Origin of the sequence: Paenibacillus sp. JCM 10914 (assembly GCF_001315105.1) — a bacterium.
Lineage (GTDB): Bacteria > Bacillota > Bacilli > Paenibacillales > Paenibacillaceae > Paenibacillus_AQ.
The window spans coordinates 24,439-46,381 of sequence record NZ_BAZR01000017.1 but is presented as its reverse complement, the minus strand read 5'-3'; the positions used below and the strand labels follow the sequence as shown (position 1 = coordinate 46,381).

Annotated in this window: 18 protein-coding genes and 3 pseudogenes; 10 read left to right on the top strand and 11 right to left on the bottom strand. The window is 50.2% G+C overall.

The window, feature by feature from the left end; all coding sequences use genetic code 11:
• Nucleotides 1-72 precede the first annotated feature (72 nt).
• From JCM10914_RS17810 to JCM10914_RS17800, 3 genes and pseudogenes are all read left to right on the top strand, one after another.
• Nucleotides 73-267, top strand: coding sequence for a hypothetical protein (locus JCM10914_RS17810; RefSeq protein WP_036718824.1), 195 nt, complete (start codon nucleotides 73-75; stop codon nucleotides 265-267).
• Between the two features lie 333 nt (nucleotides 268-600).
• The gene (locus JCM10914_RS17805; RefSeq protein WP_023963481.1) at nucleotides 601-1,794 is read left to right on the top strand and encodes a putative glycoside hydrolase; all 1,194 of its coding nucleotides are present in this window, start codon (nucleotides 601-603) and stop codon (nucleotides 1,792-1,794) included.
• Nucleotides 1,795-2,035: 241 nt separating this feature from the next.
• Nucleotides 2,036-3,414 (top strand): annotated as a pseudogene (locus JCM10914_RS17800) (MATE family efflux transporter).
• A gap of 501 nt (nucleotides 3,415-3,915) precedes the next feature.
• Here the strand turns inward: JCM10914_RS17800 and pfkA are convergent.
• Both pfkA and JCM10914_RS17790 read right to left on the bottom strand, forming a co-directional pair.
• Nucleotides 3,916-4,887: a 6-phosphofructokinase gene (gene pfkA / locus JCM10914_RS17795; protein ID WP_023963478.1), complete on the bottom strand. Its 972-nt coding sequence runs from the start codon at nucleotides 4,885-4,887 to the stop codon at nucleotides 3,916-3,918.
• 24 nt (nucleotides 4,888-4,911) lie between these two features.
• A complete protein-coding gene (locus tag JCM10914_RS17790) occupies nucleotides 4,912-5,994 on the bottom strand; it encodes a tetraprenyl-beta-curcumene synthase family protein (protein WP_023963477.1) in 1,083 nt (360 codons plus the stop codon).
• Nucleotides 5,995-6,241: 247 nt separating this feature from the next.
• On the opposite strand from JCM10914_RS17790, the gene JCM10914_RS17785 reads away from it, so the two are divergent.
• Nucleotides 6,242-7,429 carry an MFS transporter gene (locus tag JCM10914_RS17785; protein WP_023963476.1) on the top strand — a complete coding sequence of 396 codons (1,188 nt, stop codon included), beginning with the start codon at nucleotides 6,242-6,244 and terminating at the stop codon, nucleotides 7,427-7,429.
• Between the two features lie 110 nt (nucleotides 7,430-7,539).
• On the opposite strand, the gene JCM10914_RS17780 is transcribed toward JCM10914_RS17785, so the two are convergent.
• Entirely contained in the window at nucleotides 7,540-7,737 is a 198-nt protein-coding gene (locus tag JCM10914_RS17780) for a cold shock domain-containing protein (protein ID WP_006211711.1), read from the bottom strand.
• 197 nt (nucleotides 7,738-7,934) lie between these two features.
• Here JCM10914_RS17780 and JCM10914_RS17775 point away from each other — a divergent pair, with 197 nt between their 5' ends.
• From JCM10914_RS17775 to JCM10914_RS17755, 5 genes are all read left to right on the top strand, one after another.
• Complete coding sequence (locus JCM10914_RS17775; RefSeq protein WP_023963475.1) at nucleotides 7,935-8,168, top strand: hypothetical protein; 234 nt, start codon at nucleotides 7,935-7,937, stop codon at nucleotides 8,166-8,168.
• 4 nt (nucleotides 8,169-8,172) lie between these two features.
• Complete coding sequence (locus tag JCM10914_RS17770; RefSeq protein ID WP_023963474.1) at nucleotides 8,173-8,355, top strand: hypothetical protein; 183 nt, start codon at nucleotides 8,173-8,175, stop codon at nucleotides 8,353-8,355.
• Between the two features lie 200 nt (nucleotides 8,356-8,555).
• Entirely contained in the window at nucleotides 8,556-10,346 is a 1,791-nt protein-coding gene (pepF, locus tag JCM10914_RS17765) for an oligoendopeptidase F (protein WP_036718821.1), read from the top strand.
• 79 nt (nucleotides 10,347-10,425) lie between these two features.
• Nucleotides 10,426-10,779: a lipopolysaccharide assembly LapA domain-containing protein gene (locus JCM10914_RS17760; RefSeq protein WP_023963472.1), complete on the top strand. Its 354-nt coding sequence runs from the start codon at nucleotides 10,426-10,428 to the stop codon at nucleotides 10,777-10,779.
• Between the two features lie 132 nt (nucleotides 10,780-10,911).
• The gene (locus JCM10914_RS17755) at nucleotides 10,912-11,946 is read left to right on the top strand and encodes a M42 family metallopeptidase (RefSeq protein ID WP_023963471.1); all 1,035 of its coding nucleotides are present in this window, start codon (nucleotides 10,912-10,914) and stop codon (nucleotides 11,944-11,946) included.
• Nucleotides 11,947-11,998: 52 nt separating this feature from the next.
• Here the strand turns inward: JCM10914_RS17755 and JCM10914_RS17750 are convergent, their stop codons facing one another.
• The 7 genes and pseudogenes from JCM10914_RS17750 to hemE all read right to left on the bottom strand — a co-directional run bounded on the left by JCM10914_RS17750 (nucleotide 11,999) and on the right by hemE (nucleotide 19,790).
• The gene (locus JCM10914_RS17750; RefSeq protein ID WP_023963470.1) at nucleotides 11,999-13,981 is read right to left on the bottom strand and encodes an ABC-F family ATP-binding cassette domain-containing protein; all 1,983 of its coding nucleotides are present in this window, start codon (nucleotides 13,979-13,981) and stop codon (nucleotides 11,999-12,001) included.
• Between the two features lie 56 nt (nucleotides 13,982-14,037).
• A complete protein-coding gene (locus tag JCM10914_RS17745) occupies nucleotides 14,038-14,847 on the bottom strand; it encodes a DUF92 domain-containing protein (RefSeq protein ID WP_023963469.1) in 810 nt (269 codons plus the stop codon).
• Nucleotides 14,848-14,880: 33 nt separating this feature from the next.
• Nucleotides 14,881-15,504, bottom strand: a complete 624-nt coding sequence (locus tag JCM10914_RS17740) for a fumarylacetoacetate hydrolase family protein (protein WP_023963468.1) — start codon at nucleotides 15,502-15,504, stop codon at nucleotides 14,881-14,883.
• Between the two features lie 3 nt (nucleotides 15,505-15,507).
• Nucleotides 15,508-16,281 (bottom strand): glycerophosphodiester phosphodiesterase family protein, encoded by a 774-nt coding sequence (locus JCM10914_RS17735; protein ID WP_023963467.1) that lies wholly within the window; start codon nucleotides 16,279-16,281, stop codon nucleotides 15,508-15,510.
• A gap of 37 nt (nucleotides 16,282-16,318) precedes the next feature.
• Nucleotides 16,319-17,605, bottom strand: coding sequence for a CapA family protein (locus tag JCM10914_RS17730; RefSeq protein ID WP_023963466.1), 1,287 nt, complete (start codon nucleotides 17,603-17,605; stop codon nucleotides 16,319-16,321).
• Nucleotides 17,606-17,752: 147 nt separating this feature from the next.
• Nucleotides 17,753-18,694, bottom strand: a complete 942-nt coding sequence (gene hemH / locus JCM10914_RS17725) for a ferrochelatase (RefSeq protein WP_023963465.1) — start codon at nucleotides 18,692-18,694, stop codon at nucleotides 17,753-17,755.
• A gap of 35 nt (nucleotides 18,695-18,729) precedes the next feature.
• A pseudogene (hemE, locus tag JCM10914_RS17720) lies at nucleotides 18,730-19,790 on the bottom strand (uroporphyrinogen decarboxylase).
• A 240-nt stretch (nucleotides 19,791-20,030) separates the two neighbouring features.
• Between hemE and JCM10914_RS17715 the strand changes: the two are divergent.
• Complete coding sequence (locus JCM10914_RS17715) at nucleotides 20,031-21,242, top strand: MFS transporter (protein ID WP_036718816.1); 1,212 nt, start codon at nucleotides 20,031-20,033, stop codon at nucleotides 21,240-21,242.
• 69 nt (nucleotides 21,243-21,311) lie between these two features.
• Here the strand turns inward: JCM10914_RS17715 and JCM10914_RS17710 are convergent.
• A pseudogene (locus tag JCM10914_RS17710) lies at nucleotides 21,312-21,943 on the bottom strand (O-methyltransferase).

The window sequence follows — 21,943 nt, the reverse complement described above, 5'->3', positions numbered from 1 at the left end:
CAATTTTAATTGTTTTTCCGTTTTACTGAAGACGTCCTGCCTAACCAAAACTGGAAGGAAAGGGTGATTTTTATGGAAATGGAAACGGTAAAATTGTCACAAATCGTCATGAAATGGTTCCCGGAAATGATACCCTTCTTCAGACAGAACGAGCTCAATTCCATGATCGTTCTTAGGGATGGACTGAGTATTCTTGAGCAGGATGATGCCCTGGAAATTATTCAGTTCAGCATTTGCGAGCATCAGAGTCAGACACCGCTTCATTAATATGTTACTGCAAGACCTGATAACTGCAAGGCGAATGCCGTTCTTCTTCCACTGTTTAGTGGAGGATGAGCGGCATTTTTTTTTAGCAAATAACCTATACTAAAGAAACTTCAATCCCTCTAGTCACTCCCTCACCATTTATTGTGAAAATTCAACACCCGCTACCAAAAAAAACGGATTTTTTCGTTTAGAACGCCATTCACCTGTTTAATGTACAAAATATGCCTGCCACACGACCCAAGTTCTTATGGATTGTGTAACAATCCTGTTCTTTTTGCAAGTTGGCGATCCTTTATAATCGTGATGTGAATGTACACAAGGGAGAGAGTAATTATGAATATCATCTTGGCACTGCTTATGTTGGCCACTGCAGGCTTTAGTGGCGGCTCAGGTCCACAGGATGTTAGCGCATCCAGCAAACTTACGGCCTCATTGAATACGATACTTATCCAGAACAAGCATCAAAACCAGCAAGGTCAGGACGACATCAAACCCAATACAACGGAACTTGATCCGCAAATGGATGCGCCTAAGGTTAAGGGCATTTATGTAACAGCCTACAGCGCAGGGGGGTCCCGCATGAATCAGCTTGTCGATTTATTGGATCAAACTGATCTTAATGCGATGGTAATTGATATCAAGGACGATGAGGGATACATAACGTACAAGACAGATAATCCGAAGCTGCAAGAACTCGGAAAGTCTCAGCCCTTCATCGGAGATATCCAGCAATTGATGAAACGCCTGGAGAAACACGATATCTATCCGATCGCACGTGTCGTTGTGTTCAAGGATACCATCCTCGCCAAGAAGAATCCGGAACTCTCCTTCCGTCACGGCGATGGAAGCGTATGGAGCAACAGCGGCGGCGACAGCTTCGTTAATCCGTACAGTAAGGAAGTGTGGGATTATAACATTGAAATCGCCAAAGAAGCGGCGAAGCTTGGATTTAAGGAAATTCAGTTTGATTATGTGCGTTTTCCCGAAGGATTCGAGAAGCGCGCAGACTCGCTGAAATACACCAAGACGGAGCAATCACGTGTGGACGTCGTGTCCGATTTCGTGCAATATGCCCGTGAAGAACTGGCACCGCTGGGCATTCGCGTATCGGTTGATATTTTCGGTTACGCCGCTTCGGTACCCGCAGCCGAGGGCATTGGACAGGATTTCGTCAAGATTTCCAAGAATGTCGACATCATTAGCCCCATGGTCTATCCAAGCCATTACACGGCTGGCTGGTTCGGGTCCCCGGTACCGGATAAGGCTCCTTACCAGACGATAAAAGGCTCCATGGAAGACACGCATAAGAAGCTGGACGAGTTGGATGAGAAGAAGCCGATCATTCGGCCATGGATTCAGGACTTCACGGCCAGCTGGCTTGGAAACGGCAATTATGCCAAATATGGCAAGAAAGAGATAGAAGAACAGATTCGTGCTCTGAATGACACGGGCGTCGATGAGTTTCTGCTCTGGAATGCGTCCAACCGCTATACGCCGAACGTGGAATACGTGACAACGGGTGAATAACCAAGAAGGACAACCTCTAGCAAGGGTTGTCCTTCTTTTCGTTTGGGCTCCTCTTCTCTTCTTTCCATGCGTCCAGCTTGACACCAGGTGCTATGATAAGAATATAAAGCTTACATTGACCTGCAGGTTGATGTAAGCTCTAACGGACAGCTCCCTAAGGAAGTATTGTAGGCTGGGAATCCCAGCCATATAACGGGTACGCTGCGGCATCCATTTCATAAGAGAGAGGTTTATCCCCATCATGCAACCAACAACCACGACCGGCGGCAAGCTGAAACAGTTCGCTATCATTCTGATTCCGATATTGATCACCCAGCTTGCGTTGTCCGCCATCACTTTTTTCGACACGAACATGTCCGGCAAATTCAGTTCTGTCGATCTCGCTGGCGTTGCCATTGCAACCAGCATCTGGATTCCGGTACAAACCGGGTTAAGCGGAATCCTGATGGCGATTACGCCCATCGTATCGCAGCTAATCGGCGCCAAGCAAGAAGGAAAGGTCGCCTATCAAGTCAATCAGGCACTCTGCTCTCCATCCTCCTTGCCCTAATCGTTCTGGGGATTGGTTACGCCATCGTCCCTTCTATTCTTGGTGCGATGAACCTAGAACCGGAAGTTCGCCGAATCGCGGGTCAATTTCTGGCGGCCATTTCGGCCGGTATCGTGCCACTCTTTGCCTATACGGTTCTTAGAAGCTTCATCGATGCACTAGGGCAGACACGAATCTCCATGCTCATTACGCTTTCAACCCTCCCGATCAATGTGGGGTTGAACGCACTATTCATTTATGGTTTGTGGGGATTTCCCCGCCTTGGAGGCGTTGGAGCCGGTGTAGCTTCTGCCATAACGTATTGGAGCGTATTGGCGATTGCCATCGTTACGGTCCACCGAATGAATCCGTTCTCGGGATTTAACGTCTTTCGGCAACTGCAGAAGGTGTCTGTCAGCGCCTGGAAGGGGATTCTTAAGATCGGCATCCCGATTGGCTTTGCTATCTTCCTCGAGACGGCCGTGTTCGCCGCTGTCACCTTGTTCATGAGCAGCTATGATACAACAACGATCGCGGCACATCAGGCAGCCCTGAATTTTGCCTCGACCCTCTACATGCTGCCGTTAAGCATATGCATGAGCTTAACGATTCTGGTCGGTTACGAAGTTGGCTCCGGTCGCATGAAAGATGCCTGGAAATATGCCAAGATCGGCATAAGCACCGCCGTTATCCTGTCGCTCATAACAGCTGTCATTCTGCTCGCTGCCGGGCAGCAAGTTGCAGGTTTGTATTCCAATGAGCCGCATGTCGTGGCGCTGATTCAGCAATTCCTTATATTCGCAATCTTCTTCCAGATTTCAGACGCGATCGCCACGCCAACACAAGGAGCGTTAAGAGGTTACAAGGACGTTAATGTTGCGTTTATATTAGCCTTGGTGTCCTTCTGGGTTATCGGCCTCCCGGTTGGCTACATTCTGGCGACCTTCACGGAATGGCAGGCCTTCGGCTACTGGATCGGTTTGATTGCCGGCCTTGCCGTCGGAGCTGTTCTGATGCTCTTCCGGCTTGTACGGATTCAGCGCAGATTCAGGGATAAATCCCTGGCTCCAGCTGTGAACTCGTCATTGTAAATACGAAGGGCACTCCCATAAGCGAGTTTCATTCCTTAAGGTTATGGTTCTAACGAATAGATTGTGTACACTACTGAAGTCATAACGATGCTTAGGATGTTACTCCCGCGTCGCTATGGCTTCTTTTTTTGATCGTTAGTCGCTTGTTTGAGTGAATAACGGACAAAGGATGCATATGTGCAGGTATTTTTCGTTGGAACTATGGCTTCAGAGTAAAAAGATGCGTATATGCAGTTTTTATAACCACTCCCGTCCAATTATCCCTGATTTAGCTTAAAAAACCTGCACTTTTACAAGTATTTCGGAATTATTACCCAATCGCCCCACTAATTGCTGCACATTTGCAGGAATTTCTTCCTCCAAGCATCTCTTGTTGGATTACCTAATCCATTCCGGACAAACGGGGGCGGAACAATTCGTACACGAATCGTTTCTAACAGCAAAAAGAGCAGCTTGCAAGATCTCAGATCCTGCAAGCTGCTCTTCTTTAATTACCCACGCTTATTGAGATAACCGCAATGCCAAGTCGTACAGGTCACGATCGAACTCTTTCTTCGTGTTGACGACTTTATCGATATCGGTCAGCACAAGCTCCCCTTTAATCAAACCGCAGCCCTTATCGGATTCGCCGCTAATTAGGCTCCGTACAGCGAAATCTCCGAGTCTGCTCGCCAGATTGCGATCGAACGGCGTTGGAGCTCCACCGCGCTGAATATGACCAAGCACCGTCACACGCGCGTCGATGGATGCGTTGCATCCTTTAAGATCGCGTACGATATCCTCGCCGCGGCCGACGCCTTCAGCCACAATAATGATACTATGGCGTTTGCCTTTGGCAAAATTCTCACGCAGCCGGTCAGCCACCTCGTCCAGGTTATACTCCACTTCCGGCACCAGAATCGTCTCGGCTCCCGAAGCAAGTCCGGCGTGCAGCGCGATATCGCCGCAGTGGCGTCCCATTACCTCAACTACGGATGAGCGGGCATGGGATGACATCGTGTCGCGCAATTTGTTCACAGCGTCCACAACGACGCTTACCGCCGTATCAAAACCGATCGTATAATCGGTAAAAGAAATATCGTTGTCAATCGTACCCGGCAGCCCCATCGTCTTGATCCCCAATTTACTGAGTTTGTTGGCACCCTGGTATGAACCGTCTCCGCCAATAACCACCAGACCATCAATCCCGTGCTGGTTCAGAATATCAGCGCCTTTCTGCTGACCTTCCGCCGTCTTGAATTCTTCGCAACGTGCGGACCGCAATACGGTACCTCCGCGCTGAATAATATCCCCTACGCTGCGCAGATCCATTTTGGTAATATCGTTCTCTAGCAGCCCTTGGTACCCGCGCTGAATCCCGTATACCTCCAAGCCGTAATACAAGCCGCTGCGCACCACGGCGCGAAGAGCCGCGTTCATGCCTTGGGAATCACCGCCACTCGTTAGAACCGCAATTCTTTTAACTTCTGCCATCTTACTTACTCCTCCTTCAATATGTCACTCTTGCTTATGCTTTCGAATCCATCGACTGTTCACATAGAAGAAAATCCTTGTCATGGGACTGTTCTTCATCAAACGTTTGGATATCGTGCGAACGAACTGCTGCTCACTGACTTTCGGATCGGATAAATATAACGCCAGTAACCCCTCAATGATCATACGGTGAAAAGAGGTCGAGGGAATCGCTCTGACATCCTTCCGGGCCCACTCCACGATGGAAGCTAATCGGTTCAGCATAGTATCGGCATTCTCGTAATAATTACAGAAGTTCAGATCGCCGCCCAGCTTATCCTCGTCTTGATCAATAAGATAATCCAGCATAATGTGGAGACTACATACATTCGGAAAATAAGATGCATGTATGGACGATGCATCCTCATCATCCAAGAATGGGTCCGTTGCGGCAAGGAACAGCATGAATACCCCCAGGGTAGAACCGGTTGCTGCCGCAAATTCGTTCCACCGCAAATGCGGAGTACGATGGGCGTGCCGGGACCACCATTCAAGCAGTGCTGCTTCTCTCTGACTGGGATGGATATGTTTATGCACTTGCAAGTCAGTATACAGCTCCGCCAAATCCCTTATGTAAGGCTGTGCCGCCCCATAGCCTGATAACTCGCCAATACACTTCCTGCATGTCTGCACGAGTGCGACAAGATATCCGCCATCCTCCCGCTCTGGACGAAGCGCATAATAATCGCTTAGCTCAGCCTCAGGTGTAACAGCGTCCAGCATGGATTGATGAAGAAGCCTGAAATCCGCTGGATCCAGTGAAGTGCTGCGGTCACATAAATTATCGAGATAATCGCTTATCGTCTGATAAGCTACGATTAATGGGATGAGGACATGCTTCTCAGGCAGATTCGCCGCGGCATATACCGCTCCGCCTTGGCAGTGAAACCGTTTTGTCTCTATACTGGCTAACGCCTGCCTTCTCAGCTCTTCATCCGGAATAAGATCGGCCATGCGGCTCCACTTATCCAGCTCCATCCGCACCTCCGGAAGTATGAACTTGTACACCCTGCTCATTAATCCAACCGGACTGCGCGGAACCTTACGGCTTAGCTCTTGATTATTCAATGAACTCTGCCTCCACATGGTTGTCTTTTATACCTATCCAAATCAAACCTATTATAATATGATCACTCATTTTGTACAAATAACCCGGCGATAAATCTCATGACCGATCAAGATATGCAGGCGACTGTCTAGCCCCTTGAAACGAACTGTTATATACTTATACCCAGTTAATTACGACGAGCATCTATGGCAATCGCTAAAAACAATGCCGGCAGCGGGTTCGTAGAGAGAACGGAGAATCATACGCATGAAACTTAACGCCTCGTTCAGACCGGACCAGAACTGGCTCCGAGCCTTTATGTTCACGATCTTTGGAACCACTGCGCTCGTGATATCCTACTTTCCGTTATATTTCAAGGAAATCGGATTTAGCAGCACTCAGATTGGTTACCTTTATGCCATCGGTCCGCTTATCTCCATCTTCTCCAATATGATCTGGAGCTACACCAGTGATAAATATCGCACGATCAAGCGCATCATGAATGTGCTCATCATCGGCCAGCTCATCGCCCTGCTCGTGTTGTGGCAGGTGTCGAGCTTCGGCTTCGTCATGATCATTATCAGCTTGTTCTACTTCTTCTATTACCCGGTCTATCCGCTCGCAGATACGATGGCCATCCAAACCGCGCAGCGGTATGGGCGCAGCTTTACGGTGATTCGGGTATTCGGATCGCTTGGCTTTGCTTTTTTCGCGCTTGCTATCGGATATACCATCAGCTATACAGGAGCGGCCGGCACGCTTGCCATCGGGATTGGCATTGGCTGCTGTACCTTGTTCTGTTCGTTCCTGCTACGCGATGGCGTTACGACGAAGTCCGAACCGGTTGAGCTGGCGATCTTATTCAAAATTTTGCGCTCGAGGGAGATCCTGTGGTTCTTCGGCTGCTCGTTCTGCCTTGCTATCGCCCATCGCATGAATGAGGCTTTTCTTACCCTCACGTTATCCGATCTAGGAGCCACCGAGGGGATGATCGGCTGGTCGCTCATGATATCGGCAGCCAGCGAAATCCCGATCTTCTTTTTGCTGAGCAAGTATGGCAACAACATAAAGGAACTGCCTCTTCTGGCATTCGCCAGCCTGATGTTCGCGATCCGGTTCCTGCTGATGTCGCTCGCCACAGACCCGGTTGCGGTGCTGGCCGTTCAATCGCTCCACAGCATTACGTTTGGCGTATTCTACGTCACGGCCGTCCGTTACATTACCCAGATCATTCCACCGCAGTACCGCGCAAGCGGCATGGCGCTGTTCATCATCTTCTGGTCAAGTGCCTCCGGGCTGGTAAGCGGCGTATTCGGCGGCATGTTGTATGAAGCAGCAGGAAGACCGTTCTTCTACATGATTGCGCTCCTGCTGGCCTTCCTCGCCTTTCTCGGATTTCTGTACCGACATCTATGGGACAAGCCGGAGAATTACAGCAACAGCCTGGGTGCATGAGATTCAATAATCAGCTTGGCCAAAAAAGACACAAAAAAGCACAGTTCTCAACGATGAGAACTGTGCTCCATGCCTTGGTAATTCTATAAGATCTCCGATCGGGAGTTAGCTTACAGTTTTGTTACGTTGGCTGCTTGAGGACCACGGTTACCTTCAGTAATATCGAATTCTACCGCTTGACCTTCTTCCAGGCTCTTGAAGCCTTCTTCTTGGATTGCGGAGAAATGTACGAATACATCCTCGCCACCTTCAACGGAAATGAAGCCGTAACCTTTTTCTGCGTTAAACCATTTAACTGTACCTTTCAAATGAACAACCTCCTAAAAATACCGCCATCTATGGCGAATATCCATATTATATCCCATGTTTTCTGACATTGCAATCCGTCAATTCACCCTACGGGGGCTTTTTTTGAAGCTCCAAAATATCATAAGATTATTTGCTTTTGGGCCTTGGCTTGCGTTATCATTTACCCAAAAGCCTAAGTAGCAAACGGAGAATGCATATGATCAAAAAACATGAAATATACAAAAAAGACAAGTGGAACATGATGACGGTTGAAGTTCAGGGCCGCTACATCGTTCTGCGCGAGATTTCCGACCAATGGGGCGAAGAAACCCATACCTTCATGAGTCGACCGGCATTGATGCAGTGGGCCCAGAATCGTTTCCGCAAGGAAGATTTTGAAGACCGCGAAGATGAATGGCGCGAAATTATAGCTGCCTTCAAGCAGGTATAACGCAATGAACTATACGAATATTGTCATCTACATCATTCTGACCTTCAGCCTTGGCGCGATCATGATCATGAACCGGGATCGGATTCCTGTCAAGCTGCGGAAAGGGATGGCCCTCATTGCGACCGCCTTCATCCTGTTTGCCTTTTACCTCATTGTATACAGTTTCCTCGCTCTGGGTTCCTCGTAATTTCTGGGAATGAAAGGACAAGGTGCATGACATACTAACTCATTAATTGAATAAAATGAGGAGGTTATGTCATGAAAGGCGCCAAAGTGCTGTGCGTAACCGTAGCGCTCGCCCTGATTCCCTTGTCCGTTGCTCGCTCTGAGTCCTTGCCAGAAGGAACCCGGCAATCAATAAATACATATCATTCAAGGAGGATCTCTATGGATCAAATATTAAAGCGTTCAGATGTCCCGAAGGAGCACCAATGGAAACTCGAGGACATGTTTGCCGACCAAAAGGCATGGGATGCCAGCTTCGCAGAATTAAAGACGCTGCTTAAACGTGCTGCTGATTACCAAGGTAAACTGAACAGTGCCGCAGCCGTCAAGGAATGCTTCGAGCTTGAAGACGAAATCTCTTACCATGCCGAGCGTCTTTACGTTTATGCTCACATGCATCACGATGAAGATACGGCCAATCCTACATACCAATCGCTATCCGCCAAAGCCAAGAAGCTGAATGTCGAAGCCGGCGAAGCACTGTCCTTCATAACCCCCGAAATTCTTGCACTGTCCGAGAGCCAGCTCGATCAGTTCATTGAGGATAAAGCGCTCCAGGATTACAAATTCACTTTAACCGAAATGAAACGGGAGAAAGCTCATATTCTGTCCAAGACTGAAGAAGCACTCCTGGCTCAAGTCGGCAATCTCTCTTCTGCTCCGCAGACGATCTTCGGCATGCTGAACAACGCAGACATGAAATTCCCGAAGATCAAGAACGAAGAAGGCAAGGAAGTTGAGCTTACGCACGGGAACTATATTCAATTCCTGGAGAGTTCAAACCGTGAGGTTCGCGAACGTGCCTTCAAAGCGGTATATGAAACTTATGGCAAGCAAAAAAACACACTCGCTGCCACGTTAAGCGCGAATGTGAACAAGAACATGTTCTATTCTCGCGTCCGCAAATATCCTTCCGTTCTGGATATGTCCCTTTACGGCGACAATATTCCGAAGGATGTATACACGAATCTGATTGATACCGTGCATGAAAGCCTGCCTTTGCTGCACCGTTACATGGAACTGCGTAAGAAACTGCTTGGCGTTGATGAACTGCATATGTATGACCTGTTCGCTCCGCTTGTCGATGAATATAAATGGGACATCACTTACGAAGAAGCCAAGCAAATGACCAAGGACGGTCTTACGCCGCTGGGCGAAGATTATCTGAAGAGCCTTCAGGAAGGCTATGATAATGGCTGGATTGACGTTTACGAGAACGAGAACAAACGTACAGGAGCATACAGCTGGGGAGCTTACGGCACCCATCCTTATGTGCTGCTGAACCATAAAGATAACCTGAACAGTATGTTTACGCTGGCTCATGAGATGGGGCATGCGCTTCACTCCTATTACTCCGATAACAATCTGAAGTATCGAGATGCACAGTACACGATTTTCCTGGCGGAAGTAGCATCGACAACAAACGAAGCGCTGCTGATGGATTACCTCTTGAAACATTCCAAAGATCCGAAGCAGAAAATGTATCTGCTCACCTATTATGCAGATCAGTTCCGTACCACCGTCTTCCGGCAAACGATGTTCGCGGAATTCGAGAAGCTCGTCCATGAACGCGCAGAAAGCGGCGAGTCGCTGACGCCGCAAGATTTGTCCGACATCTACTATGAGCTGAACGTGAAGTACCATGGCAAGGGCATGCAGGTCGATAAGGAGATCGGAATGGAATGGGCACGCATTCCGCATTTCTATACCAGCTTCTATGTGTATAAATACGCAACCGGCTTCTCGGCAGCAACCAGCTTCTCGAAGCAGATCCTCGAAGAGGGGCAGCCGGCGGTCGACCGTTACCTCGGTTTCCTGAAGAGCGGCGGCAGTGACTACTCCATCAACATCTTGAAGAAAGCCGGCGTTGATATGTCATCTCCTGAACCGATTCGCGAAGCGATGAGCGTGTTTGAGGATGTCATTAAGCAAATGGAGCAGCTGACGAAGTAAAAATATCATTTGACCAGTGGAATAAAATCCCTTGCCCTACGCAGGCAAGGATTTTATACTGTGTGAGGAGGTGTTCCCTATGAAGATCCAATGGAGTTTAATAGCTGCGTTAGTGTTCGCGCTCGTGACTGCCGTATTTGCGGTTATCAACGTGAATCCGGTAGAAGTGAATCTCTTATTCGGGATCGTTAATATTCCACTCATTCTGCTGATTCTTGGCTGTTCTCTGATTGGAGGACTGATCGTGGGTGCATTCGGTATCTACCGTCAGTATCAGATGCAGAAGCAAATCCGTACGTTAGCCGCGGAGATCATCCATGTTCGTGAGGCTACGGGGTACACCCTGGAAGTGCAACAAGCTGCCGAGGAACAGAAGAAGCAAGAAGAAGCCGCACAAACCGCGGCGCAAAATGCGCAAGATAAACAGCCCTAGACGAGCAAAAGGATTTTCTGACATATCTAGTTCACTTCGAGTGGACAGAGATTCGTGTAAATCATGAAACGAATATAGACAGCATCAGAGTTCCTTTTAAAGCAAAAGCAAGATGAAGGAGGTACCCTATCTATGTCGATCCAACCTAATGAGAACTACGTACTGAATCTGCTAGAAGACCTGCTTAATACGCCAAGCCCTACCGGCTACACGGCTCATATTATGAAGCGAATCGAGCAGGAAGCCGCCGAGCTTGGCGTTTCCTTAACATGGAATGAGAAAGGCGGCGCGATACTCTCCGTGCCTGGACAAGACAATAGCCGCACCATCGGTCTTAGCGGCCACGTCGATACACTCGGTGCTATGGTGCGTGCCGTCAAATCAGGCGGTACACTCAGACTAACGTCAATCGGCGGATTTATGATGAACAGCATGGAGAATGAATATTGCGTCATCCATACCCGCAGCGGTCAGAAATACACAGGCACGATTCTCTCGACGCATCCTTCCGTTCATGTATATAGCGACGCCCGCGACTTCAAACGAATCGAAGCCAACATGGAAGTTCGGATTGACGAATGGGTAGATTCCGCTGAGGATGTGAAGAAACTTGGCATCGGGGTCGGGGATTATGTCTCCTTCGATGCTCGCGTCGTCATGACGCCTAGCGGGTACATCAAATCACGTCATCTGGATGATAAAGCCAGTGTCGCTGCCCTCTTCGGCCTGCTTGAGAGCATGAAACGCGAGAACTGGAAACCGAAACATAATGTGAAACTGTTGATCTCGAATTACGAAGAGGTCGGGCACGGCGCAGCCTACATACCTTCTGATATCAATGAGATGATTGCGGTTGATATGGGCTGCATCGGTGATGATCTCAGCTGCAAAGAAACCGACGTCTCCATCTGTGCGAAAGATTCATCCGGTCCTTATGATTACGAGATGACCAGTCGATTAATCCAGCTGGCTGAGCGTGAAGGCATTCCATATGCAGTCGACGTCTATCCTCATTACGGGTCCGATGCGTCCGCAGCGCTCTCGGCAGGCAGCAATATCAAGGCAGCACTCATCGGTCCGGGCGTTCACGCTTCGCATGCCATGGAACGAACCCACAAGCAAGCCGTGTTGAATACGGTAAGACTGCTCGCAGCCTATATTCGTTAAGAACAAGAAGGACGCTGCCTGGATATTCTGTCCAGGCAGCGTCCTTCTTGTTCTATCTTACTACGATTGGGTTACTATGATCCTTACTCTGCTCTATCTTCTCTGCCAGCTCATTCAGATAAGTCCAGCGTTCCATCAAACGCTCCAGTTCCAGCTCGTTGTCCTGTTGCTGCTGCAATAACGCCTGCAATCGGGCCGCATCGCTGCCAGCAGTTTCCATCTCGGCTTGGATAACGGCGAGCTGGTTCTCCACCGCTTTGATCAAGCCATCAATCTGCTCGTATTCGCGTTGTTCCTTATAACTGAATTTCAGCCGTTCGCGCGGGGCATCCTTGCTTGCCTGCACTGGAGAATTCATTGTTTCTGAACGTCCAGCAGCAGGAGTTGCAGCAGTGGTGCTACCGCCTTTACCAAGAGTCCCCGCCGCATCCGGACGATTGCGCAGCATCCATTCCGCATATTCGCTATATGAGCCGACATGAATTCTGACCTGGCCTGCCCCTTCAAAAGCCAGAATCTTGTCCACCGTCCGATCCAGGAAGAAGCGATCATGGGATACAGAGATCACCACGCCAGGGAACTCGTCCAGATATTGTTCCAACACGGACAATGTCTGAATATCCAGATCGTTGGTCGGTTCATCAAGCAGCAGCACATTCGGCGCACTCATCAATACCCTGAGCAAGTACAAGCGGCGCTTCTCGCCGCCTGATAGCTTCATAATCGGTGTCCACTGCATCGCAGGGGGGAAGAGAAACCGCTCCAGCATTTGAGCTGCCGTAATCGTCGATCCATCAGCTGTACGCACGACTTCAGCTTCATCCTTAATATACTCAATGGCCCGCTGATTACCATCCATCTCCTGATGTTCTTGCGTGAAATAACCGATCTTGACCGTCGGTCCCACGACAACCTGACCGTAATCGGGTTGAAGTCGTCCGGCTATTAAGTTAAGGAATGTTGATTTGCCGCTGCCATTCGGCCCGACAATACCGATCCGATCTTCGGGAACGGCGATATAGGATAGATCCTGAATTAAGACCTTGCCTTCGACCGACATCTTTAAGTTCTCGATCTCCAGAATCTTGCGTCCAAGCCGCGTCGAAGCAACCGAGACATCCAGGTCACCACTGGCATGTGTGAGCTCCTGCTCCTTCAGCTTCTCGTAGCGGTCAATTCTCGCTTTCTGCTTCGTAGTACGAGCTTTGGCTCCTCTGCGCATCCAGGCGAGTTCACTGCGCAGCAGATTCTGACGCTTCTGTTCGGATGCTGCTTCACGTTCTTCCCGCTCCGCCTTCAGTTCCAAGAAGCGGCTATAGTTCGCTTCATACCGGAACAACCGTCCATGATCGAGCTCGAGCATCACATTCGCTACACGATCCAAGAAATACCGATCATGCGTAATCATCAGCAAAGCGCCCCGGCGCTTTTGCAAATACTGCTCTAACCAGGCAACCGACTCGTTATCGATATGGTTCGTCGGCTCATCAAGAATCAGCAGGTCGGAAGGCTGAATCAGCGCTGCCGCTAACGCAACCCGCTTCCGTTGCCCACCCGATAGCGTCCCCATCTTGGCATCGTAATTGCGTATTCCGAGCTTCGAGAGAATGCTCTTGGCATCGCTCTCCAACTGCCACGCCTGAAGCGTATCTAGCGTCTGGTTCAGCTGTAGCAGACGCTGCTGCAGTTCCTCATGATGTGGATGTAGCTCAAGCAATTCCATCGTCTCCGTATATTCTCGGACGGCCTTCATCTCGGGAAGGTCACCTTCGAACACTTGCTGCAGCACGGTCTTATCGGGATCAAACTCGGGATTCTGAGCCAGGAATCGCACTCGAATCCGGTTACCGATCGATACTTTGCCGGAGTCTGGCGGTTCCTGCCCGGCAATGACCCGGAGAAAGGTTGATTTCCCCGTGCCGTTCACGCCGATGATGCCGATCCGATCCTGATCCTCCATCCCGAAGGTTGCATCCTGAAACAGAATTTTCTCGCCATAGCTTTTGGTTAATTGTTCTACAGTCAAGATGTTCATTGTTCAATCCCTACTTATTTCTATAGATTTTATGAAATACACCAAAGCGTTGCATCTTACGCCATGAGCCACAACATCGCAGCTCCATAGGCAGCGGCTCCGCCGAGCAGAGAACTAATCAGATTAACGGCGTCATTGGACATCCAGCCGTATCCTCGCAATCGCTGCGTGGGCTTATCGCAATGACGCGACACTTCAACCGATTTGCCGCATACACCGCAGCGGTACATCACTTGAAGCGTGGCGCCCAAGAATGAATCGGCGAACGCACCGACCAAGCCGCCTGCCAGGCCAGCCCATATGTAGGACATCGCGCTTATGTCCATGCCGGCCACGACGCCCAGCAGCCAGCCGCTTACGCCGATCAGCAGGCTGCCTGCTGTCGCTGCCAAGGAGCCCAACCACGATACGCCGCCGGATTCGCCGGTTGTCAGTACCTTGCCGCTCAAGATCGAGCGAGGTGCGCTGCGACTTAGGCTCCCAAGCTCCGTCGCCCAGGTATCCGCGGTAACGGTTGCCATGACGCCAATGAATAACAATACCCATACCTCGGAAGGATGCCAGGCATGAAGCAGACATAGCATCATACCGATACCGCCATTCGCCAACACCTGCCCGGCATCCCTGCGCCCGGTCTTGGCATAGGATTTCTCAAGGTCCATCTTGCGCTTCTTGCCGTAACGAGAGAGCAGTGTCGATGTTATGAAAAAAAGAAGCAAGGTCCCGAACCAAAACACGTCCCCCGCTCCGTAATATATGGTGCCCATCAGAACAGCAGCCGCCGTGCCGGAGGCCGACAGCGATCCCTTCCAATACGCAGCTCCTGCAACCAACGTGGCGCCAGCGGCCCCGATCAGCCATTCCATGCTCGAATTATCCCTCCATTGTTCTGCACATCGTTATCCGATCTCACAGCGGCCCAGACGAACTTCGCCCCAGAACAATTCAAATACATCTCCGGAATGGGTCGGACCTACTCCCTCAGGAGTTCCTGTGAAGATCAGATCCCCTTTCCCGATCCCATAATGTTCTCCGATATAATCAATAATCTCCTGCAGCGAGAAGATCATATTCCTTACGTTCCCGCGCTGCACCTCTTCTCCATTCTTGCGAACCGTAAAATCGGTATCGCTCAACTTATCCGTTCCCGGAAAAGAAATGGAAGGCGTAAGCGGTGCAGAGGATTTAAAGGCTTTAGCCGCCGTCCAGGGATGCCCCTTCTCCTTAATGACGCTCTGGACATCCCGAAGTGTAAAGTCAATTCCAAGTGCCATCGTATCAATTAACTCATCCACCTTCATGCCCGGCGTGTAATCACGACCGGCTTGGATGACCAGTTCCCCTTCAAAATGCAGGCTGCCGCGATTCTGGGGAAGCTTAAGTACACTGCCTTCCAGCGGAACGGCCGCGTGAGATGGCTTCAAGAAGATCATCGGCTCATCCGGAACGGCATTGCCAAGCTCCGCCGCATGCAGTTGATAATTCCGTCCCACACAATAAACATTGTTCACTAAAGCACACATATACTATAACCTCCATTTTCTTCGCCAGAACGGAACTTTCGGTGCGATCTTCTGAATAAATATTTGCCCCCAGGTATCAGGGCGATTCGTGCAGATCATGATAGCGGGATTCATTCGAGCGAGAGCTCTCATACTCTTCGCATCATCCACTGTCCATGCCATCGGCGTAATATTGTTCTTCACCAGATCCGATGCGAATGCAGCATCCAGATGAGAATAACCGATGGAGAGGAAAGAACACTTCATTTGCTTCAACCGTGACAACAGATTACGGGGATGGGCATCGATGATCAGTCCCGTCTGTACCTCGGGATCAAGCTCCTTGGCTTTGACCAGAACTTTCGGTTCAAAAGAAGTCAGCACGACATCGGGCAACATTCGATGGGCATGCACCCTTGCCAAAACCGCCTCCTCCAGGCCAGGATACATGTCTCCGCTCGTCTTCAGCTCAATATTCAGCTTGAGACGACCCTTGACCAACTGCAGCACTTCGTCCAGTGAGGGCACCTGTTCACCCTTGAATTCCCGCCCCTTCCATTGCCCCGCATCCATCCTCCTGATCTCCTGCCAGGTCAAATCCTTGACCTTCCCGCGTCCGGTCGTCGTACGGTCTACACTGAAATCGTGAATCACGACAGGAACCCCATCCTGGGTCAACTGTACATCGATTTCCATCCACTTTACGAAAGGCTCATCCATCGCCATCTGAATCGCTGCACGAGTATTCTCGGGCGCTTTGCCGGAAAAGCCCCGGTGAGCCACGCATAAATTGTTCATGCTAGGGACCTCCTCCGTATGAACTGACGAATAAGAATCATTCTGCGCTGCCTGCTATAACTTCGCCATCGGGCGTGACTTTGACGCCGCCAATCGATCGATTCTGTACCTCCTGAAGCAAAGCTCTGGCTTCATCGCCTTCCAGCGGAATCACCTGACCAATCTCCGTACGATACGGTGTCAGTGACAGATCACAATCTCCCTGAATCGTGCAGGATGCGCGGAATACGGCTGTTCTCCAGGTGTCGGCATTCGCCGATTTGGTGAAGATAAAGTTGCCTGTACTATAAGCAATCCATTTCCCCTTATACTGCTCAAGCCCTTGCAATACGTGTGGGTGTCCACCAATGATCAGATCCGCTCCGCCATCAATGAATGCGCGAGACAGATTAAGCTGGTTCTGATCGGGCGTCTTATGAAGCTCCTGCCCCCAATGGGCAATAACGACGACCAGATCCGCCTTTGCTCTGGCTTTCTGGATGGCTTCCACTGCCTTGGGCAATACATGATCATACGCTCCGGCCACACCAGGTCTGTTCTCCAGTGCATACCATGTCGTCTCCGGCAGGACACGGCTGAATCCGAGCAAGGCCACTCGTATTCCCTGTAGCTCGAAATACTGGGCCGCGAACGCTTCTTCTTCGTTCACTCCCGCTCCAACGTAACGAATATCGTTGTCCTTAAGATACTGGAGCGTATCCAGCAACCCCTCCTGACCCTGATCAAGGATGTGGTTATTCGCCAAATTGACGGCTTCAACACCCGCTGCACGCATGGCAGGGAGAACTTCCGGCGAGGACTTGAATACAAACTTCTTGTTAGCGGCACCGACACCTCTTGTCGTAATCGGCGTTTCCAGGTTTAGCACCGTGAGATCATCCTCGAGAAAGGCCGTTCCAAGATGTTGATACGGATAATCATATCCGTGCTGCTTGAGCGCATCCTCCACCTTACCTGAGAACAGCGTATCACCTGCAAAATGCATAACGACCCGCTGCTCAGGATCCCCGGGCGTATCTCCCTTCGGTTCTGCTACAACAGGCGTGACCGTATCCGGCGGTAGCTCAGCCGTGTCCCGTTCCTCCTGCCCCTCTGTTTCGGAGAGGCTGCCTTCGTTACCGGAGCCACTTCCATTCACGGCAGATTCCGGTATATCCGGGGAATAAGCCGTTTGTGCCGGATCTTCTGTGAACTTGAAATAATAGATAAGTAGTGCAGCAATCATTAAAATAAGACTTAAGTTAAGTATGATCCAAACCTGTCCGTTTCGCTGCTTACGGGCCAGCTTCTCAGCTTTATGTTTATCTGATCGTGACAGATTCATAGGTCACTCCTTTTGTTCCACTAGTAAGACCCCAGGCCCGAGGTCCGTTCCTCCATTATACCAGCTTCCAGGCAAAGAATAGAACCCCCCGTCGCCGAGGAGTTCTATGCGTAAATTATACGTATTCACGTGGCGTAAAATCAGGTCCTACAGTCCTAATTGCTTGATAACGGAATCGCTCAGCACTTCCATATATAGCGGATCGCTGTTCAAGGAATCGATGCGCTCAAGCCGCATATCCATTCCCTTGGCAATGCTCTTCGCCTCAATATCCAGGTCATACAGAACTTCCAGATGATCGGATACAAACCCGACTGGTGCTACAAGCACATCCTCGATTTGTTCTTCTTTATTGAGCGTTTGCAGTGTATCCAGTACATCCGGACCCAGCCATGGCTCGGCCGTACGCCCGGCGCTCTGCCATGTGAACTGCCAGCTCTTTACTCCAGCCTTCTCGGCAACTGCCTTCGAGGTCTCAAGCAATTGATCCTGGTACGGATCGCCCATCGACAAGATGCGCTCGGGGAGACTGTGAGCGCTGAACAACACTCTCACGCTGTCTCGATCTGCACCTGCTTGCTCGAACTGATTGAGCTTTGCGGATACACGATCGGCAAACACTTCAATCAGCTTCGGATGCATATGATAGCTCTCCACAAATGACATTTGCAATCCAAGCTCATCCGCTTTGACTTGTGCACGCTTCACGTACGAACCGACACTCATCGAGGAGTAATGAGGAGCCAGAACAATCCCTACCGCTTCCTTGATCCCGTCGCGAACCATGCTCTCAACGCCGTCTTCTATGTAAGGAGACGCATGCTTTAACCCTTGGTAACACACAAATTCATAATCGGCTGACCGTGGATCCACGTTCAATGTCTCCTGGAGTGTGCGCACCTGCCGATCCGTATTTTCGCGCAGCGGAAATACCCCACCTACAATCGCTTCATAACGCTCGGTCAGTTCTCGCAACTGTTCCTCGGACGGCTTGTGACCTCGGCGAATGTGCGTGTAATAACTCTCGATTCCCTCCATGCTCTCCGGTGTCCCGTAGGACATTACCAATACGCCAATCTTGTTCTTCATACCGTATCACCTCTGACGATTATAATATTCAACTGTTACGTACGCTGTGCACCTGCCTGCTGCAATACATGCGAGGAATACTCATGGACGTAGGACGTCAACTCTCGCAGCTTGTCCAATGAGGCTTCGGGGAACAAACCGTGGCCAAGATTAAACACGAATCCCGGTTCCTGAATCCCTTGGTCAATAATTTCCTTGGCATACCGCTGAATAACCGGCATTGGACCTGTTAGAACGGTTGGATCCAAGTTGCCTTGAACGGCATACTTATGCTCCAGGCGACGGCGCCCTTCCGTAATCGACACCCTCCAATCTAGCCCGATGACCTCTGCTTGAAGATCGGTCAAGGTTGGAAGCAATTCACCGGAGCTGACGCCTGGGAAGTAAATCTTCGGTACGTTCAGATCCTTCAGTTCAGCGAAAATACGCTGAATCGTCGGCAAGACGAAGGTCGAGAAATCCTGCGGCGATAACGCACCGACCCAGCTATCAAACAGTTGAAACGCTTTCCCTCCGTTCGCCACGTGAGCGCGCAAGTAGGCGATCACCATGTCGCCTAATTTGTCCATCAAGGAGAACCATCCTTCGGCTCGCTGTACATCATTTCCTTGGTACGGAGATAATTCCTAGAAGGTCTGCCTTCGATCAAGTAACTGGCAATCGTGAATGGAGCACCTGCGAACGTAATTAGCGGCACTTCCAGTTCCTTGTCGAGAATACGGATCGTTTCCAGTACGTGTCCCAAATCACCTTCAACATCAATTGGACGAAGTCGTTCTACGTCTGCCGCGGAACGGATCGGGTTGTCGATGACAGGACCAATGTTTTTCACAATATCAAAGTCTATCCCAATGGATGCAACTGGATTCATGATATCCGAATATAGAATTGCTGCGTCTACGCCGAGTTTCCGTACGGGCATCAAAGTGACTTCTGCCGCAAGCTCCGGCTGACTGCAAATTTCGAGCAATGAGTATTTTTCTTTAATTTTGCGATACTCCGGATCGTAGCGTCCAGCCTGTCTCATATACCATACCGGTACATGGCTGACTTCCTGCTTCCGACAAGCTCGGATAAATTGATCGTTATAGGTCATGATTAGGCCCCCATCAATGTGTATAAAGTTTCCTAAAGAACATTATGCCCTTTTTAAAAGTAAGTAACAACCTACATCCATGGACATCCTATGAAAATCAAATGACAATCTTATGACAATATGTGCAAATGTCACTTTTTAAATATGTTATACTGGAAGAACGGCAATTTTTCAGTGCGTAGATGATCTATCCACAACTTGATTCATAATGGACAACTTAGAAAGGATGTGACGAGCACATTGAATCGTTGGAAAATCAATCTCATTGTGCTTTGGTTCGGACAATTTTTAGTAAACGCGGGCATGACCATGATTACGCCGTTCCTCACGTTATATCTGGCACAAGATCTGAATGTTACGGGCACCCGAGAGATCGGAATATGGGCAGGGCTGATATTCGCTGCAAATTTCGTGACCTCATTTATCTTCCAACCCATATGGGGAAAGGTGGCCGATAAGTATGGACGCAAGCTGATGCTGCTTCGATCCGGCTTCGGCATGGCGCTTGTCATTGCATGCATGGGCTTCGCCACACAACCATGGCATTTGCTCGTATTACTTCTGTTGAACGGGACTATCTCCGGATTTAACCCGGCAGCCATCTCCCTTGTCTCGGGCACGACCCCGAAGAATCGGATGGGCTTCGCGATGGGCATCATGCAATCCGGACAGGTTGCAGGTACAATCCTCGGTCCATTAATCGGCGGGCTGATGGCGAATTGGGTTGGATTCCGGCCGATCTTTTTCATCACCGGCGGGCTTATATTCCTCGCTTCTCTGCTTGCCTTGTTTCTCGTACAAGAGAAGTTTAACCGAGAGAAGGCCGCTATGACGCCGCAAGTATCAGTAATCGCCGGGCTGAAGGAGCTGAGCCATATTCCGCAATTGCCCGCTCTGTTCACCGTTACGTTTCTGTTGCAGTTCGCTATGATTGCTCCGATGGCACTGCTGCCTCTGTATGTACAGAAGCTTCACGGGTCATCGGTGGATATCGCGATATGGACCGGATTCGTCATTGCGGTAACCGGCCTATCGAACATGATCGCTTCACCGATTCTCGGCAAGCTCAGCGACAAGGTCGGCGCTCATCGCATATTGACTTACGCTCTCATCGGCACGGGACTTACGTTAATCCCGCAAGCCTTCGTCCTATCCGTCTGGCAGCTCATCGTCGTCCGGTTTATGATGGGCGTCTTCATGGGAGGGCTGCTGCCAAGCGTGAACGCCTTGATTCGCTCGTACACACCGGATGGCATGGAGAGCCGATCCTTCGGCTTCAACACAAGTTCGCTTGCGCTTGGCAACATGCTTGGCGCGGTCATCGGCGGCTTCCTCTCCGGTTTCATCGGCATCGAGGGACTATTTATTACGTCAGGCTGCCTGCTGATCATCAATATGATCTGGGTGAAGAGAAAGCTCTTCTCCCACAAGCCTGCGCCGAAATTTCGGTAGGACGCAGATAAACCACGAAATCGAAAGGAGCCGCTCATGTAACAGGAGCGGCTCCTTTCGTACGTAACTCTATTTCACGCGGGCCAGAATCAACCGTCATAGGCCGGCAGCAGCGTGCTGATTAGCCTCTCATCCGCAGCGATTCGCGCATTAAAATCGCGTACCGCCTGCACCGAAGGTCCATTCTTCTCTGAATTCAGCGTTCTCCCGCGGAGAAAACAATTGTCGCCGGCGATTAATGCGCCAGGATTGGCCAACTCCAGCGCATAATCCAGGTAGAGCGGATAATTCTCTTTGTCCGCATCAATGAAAAAGAAATCGAAAGTTCGGCCTTCCTCTCTCAGAGCCGCTAGACTGTCCGCAGCTGGGCCAATCCGGTATTCAACCTGATCTTGAAAACCGGCCATTGCCAAATGCTTGCCAGCCAGTGCTGCATATTCTTCCTTCAGTTCAAGGGACGTGAGCCTGCCATGTGCAGGGAGCCCCCGGCACAGACAGATGCCGCTATAGCCGCCGAGCGCGCCGATCTCAAGGACGCTGCTGGCACCGGACGCCTGTACCAGCAGCGTCAACAGCTTGCCGTAAGCCGGTGCGACCGAAACCTCTGGCATGCCCTGCTCGCGGATAGCCTCAATTATATGCTGAAGCTCTTCATCTTCAGGGTACAGTTGGTTAACATATTCATCAGGGGTCGTAAGCAA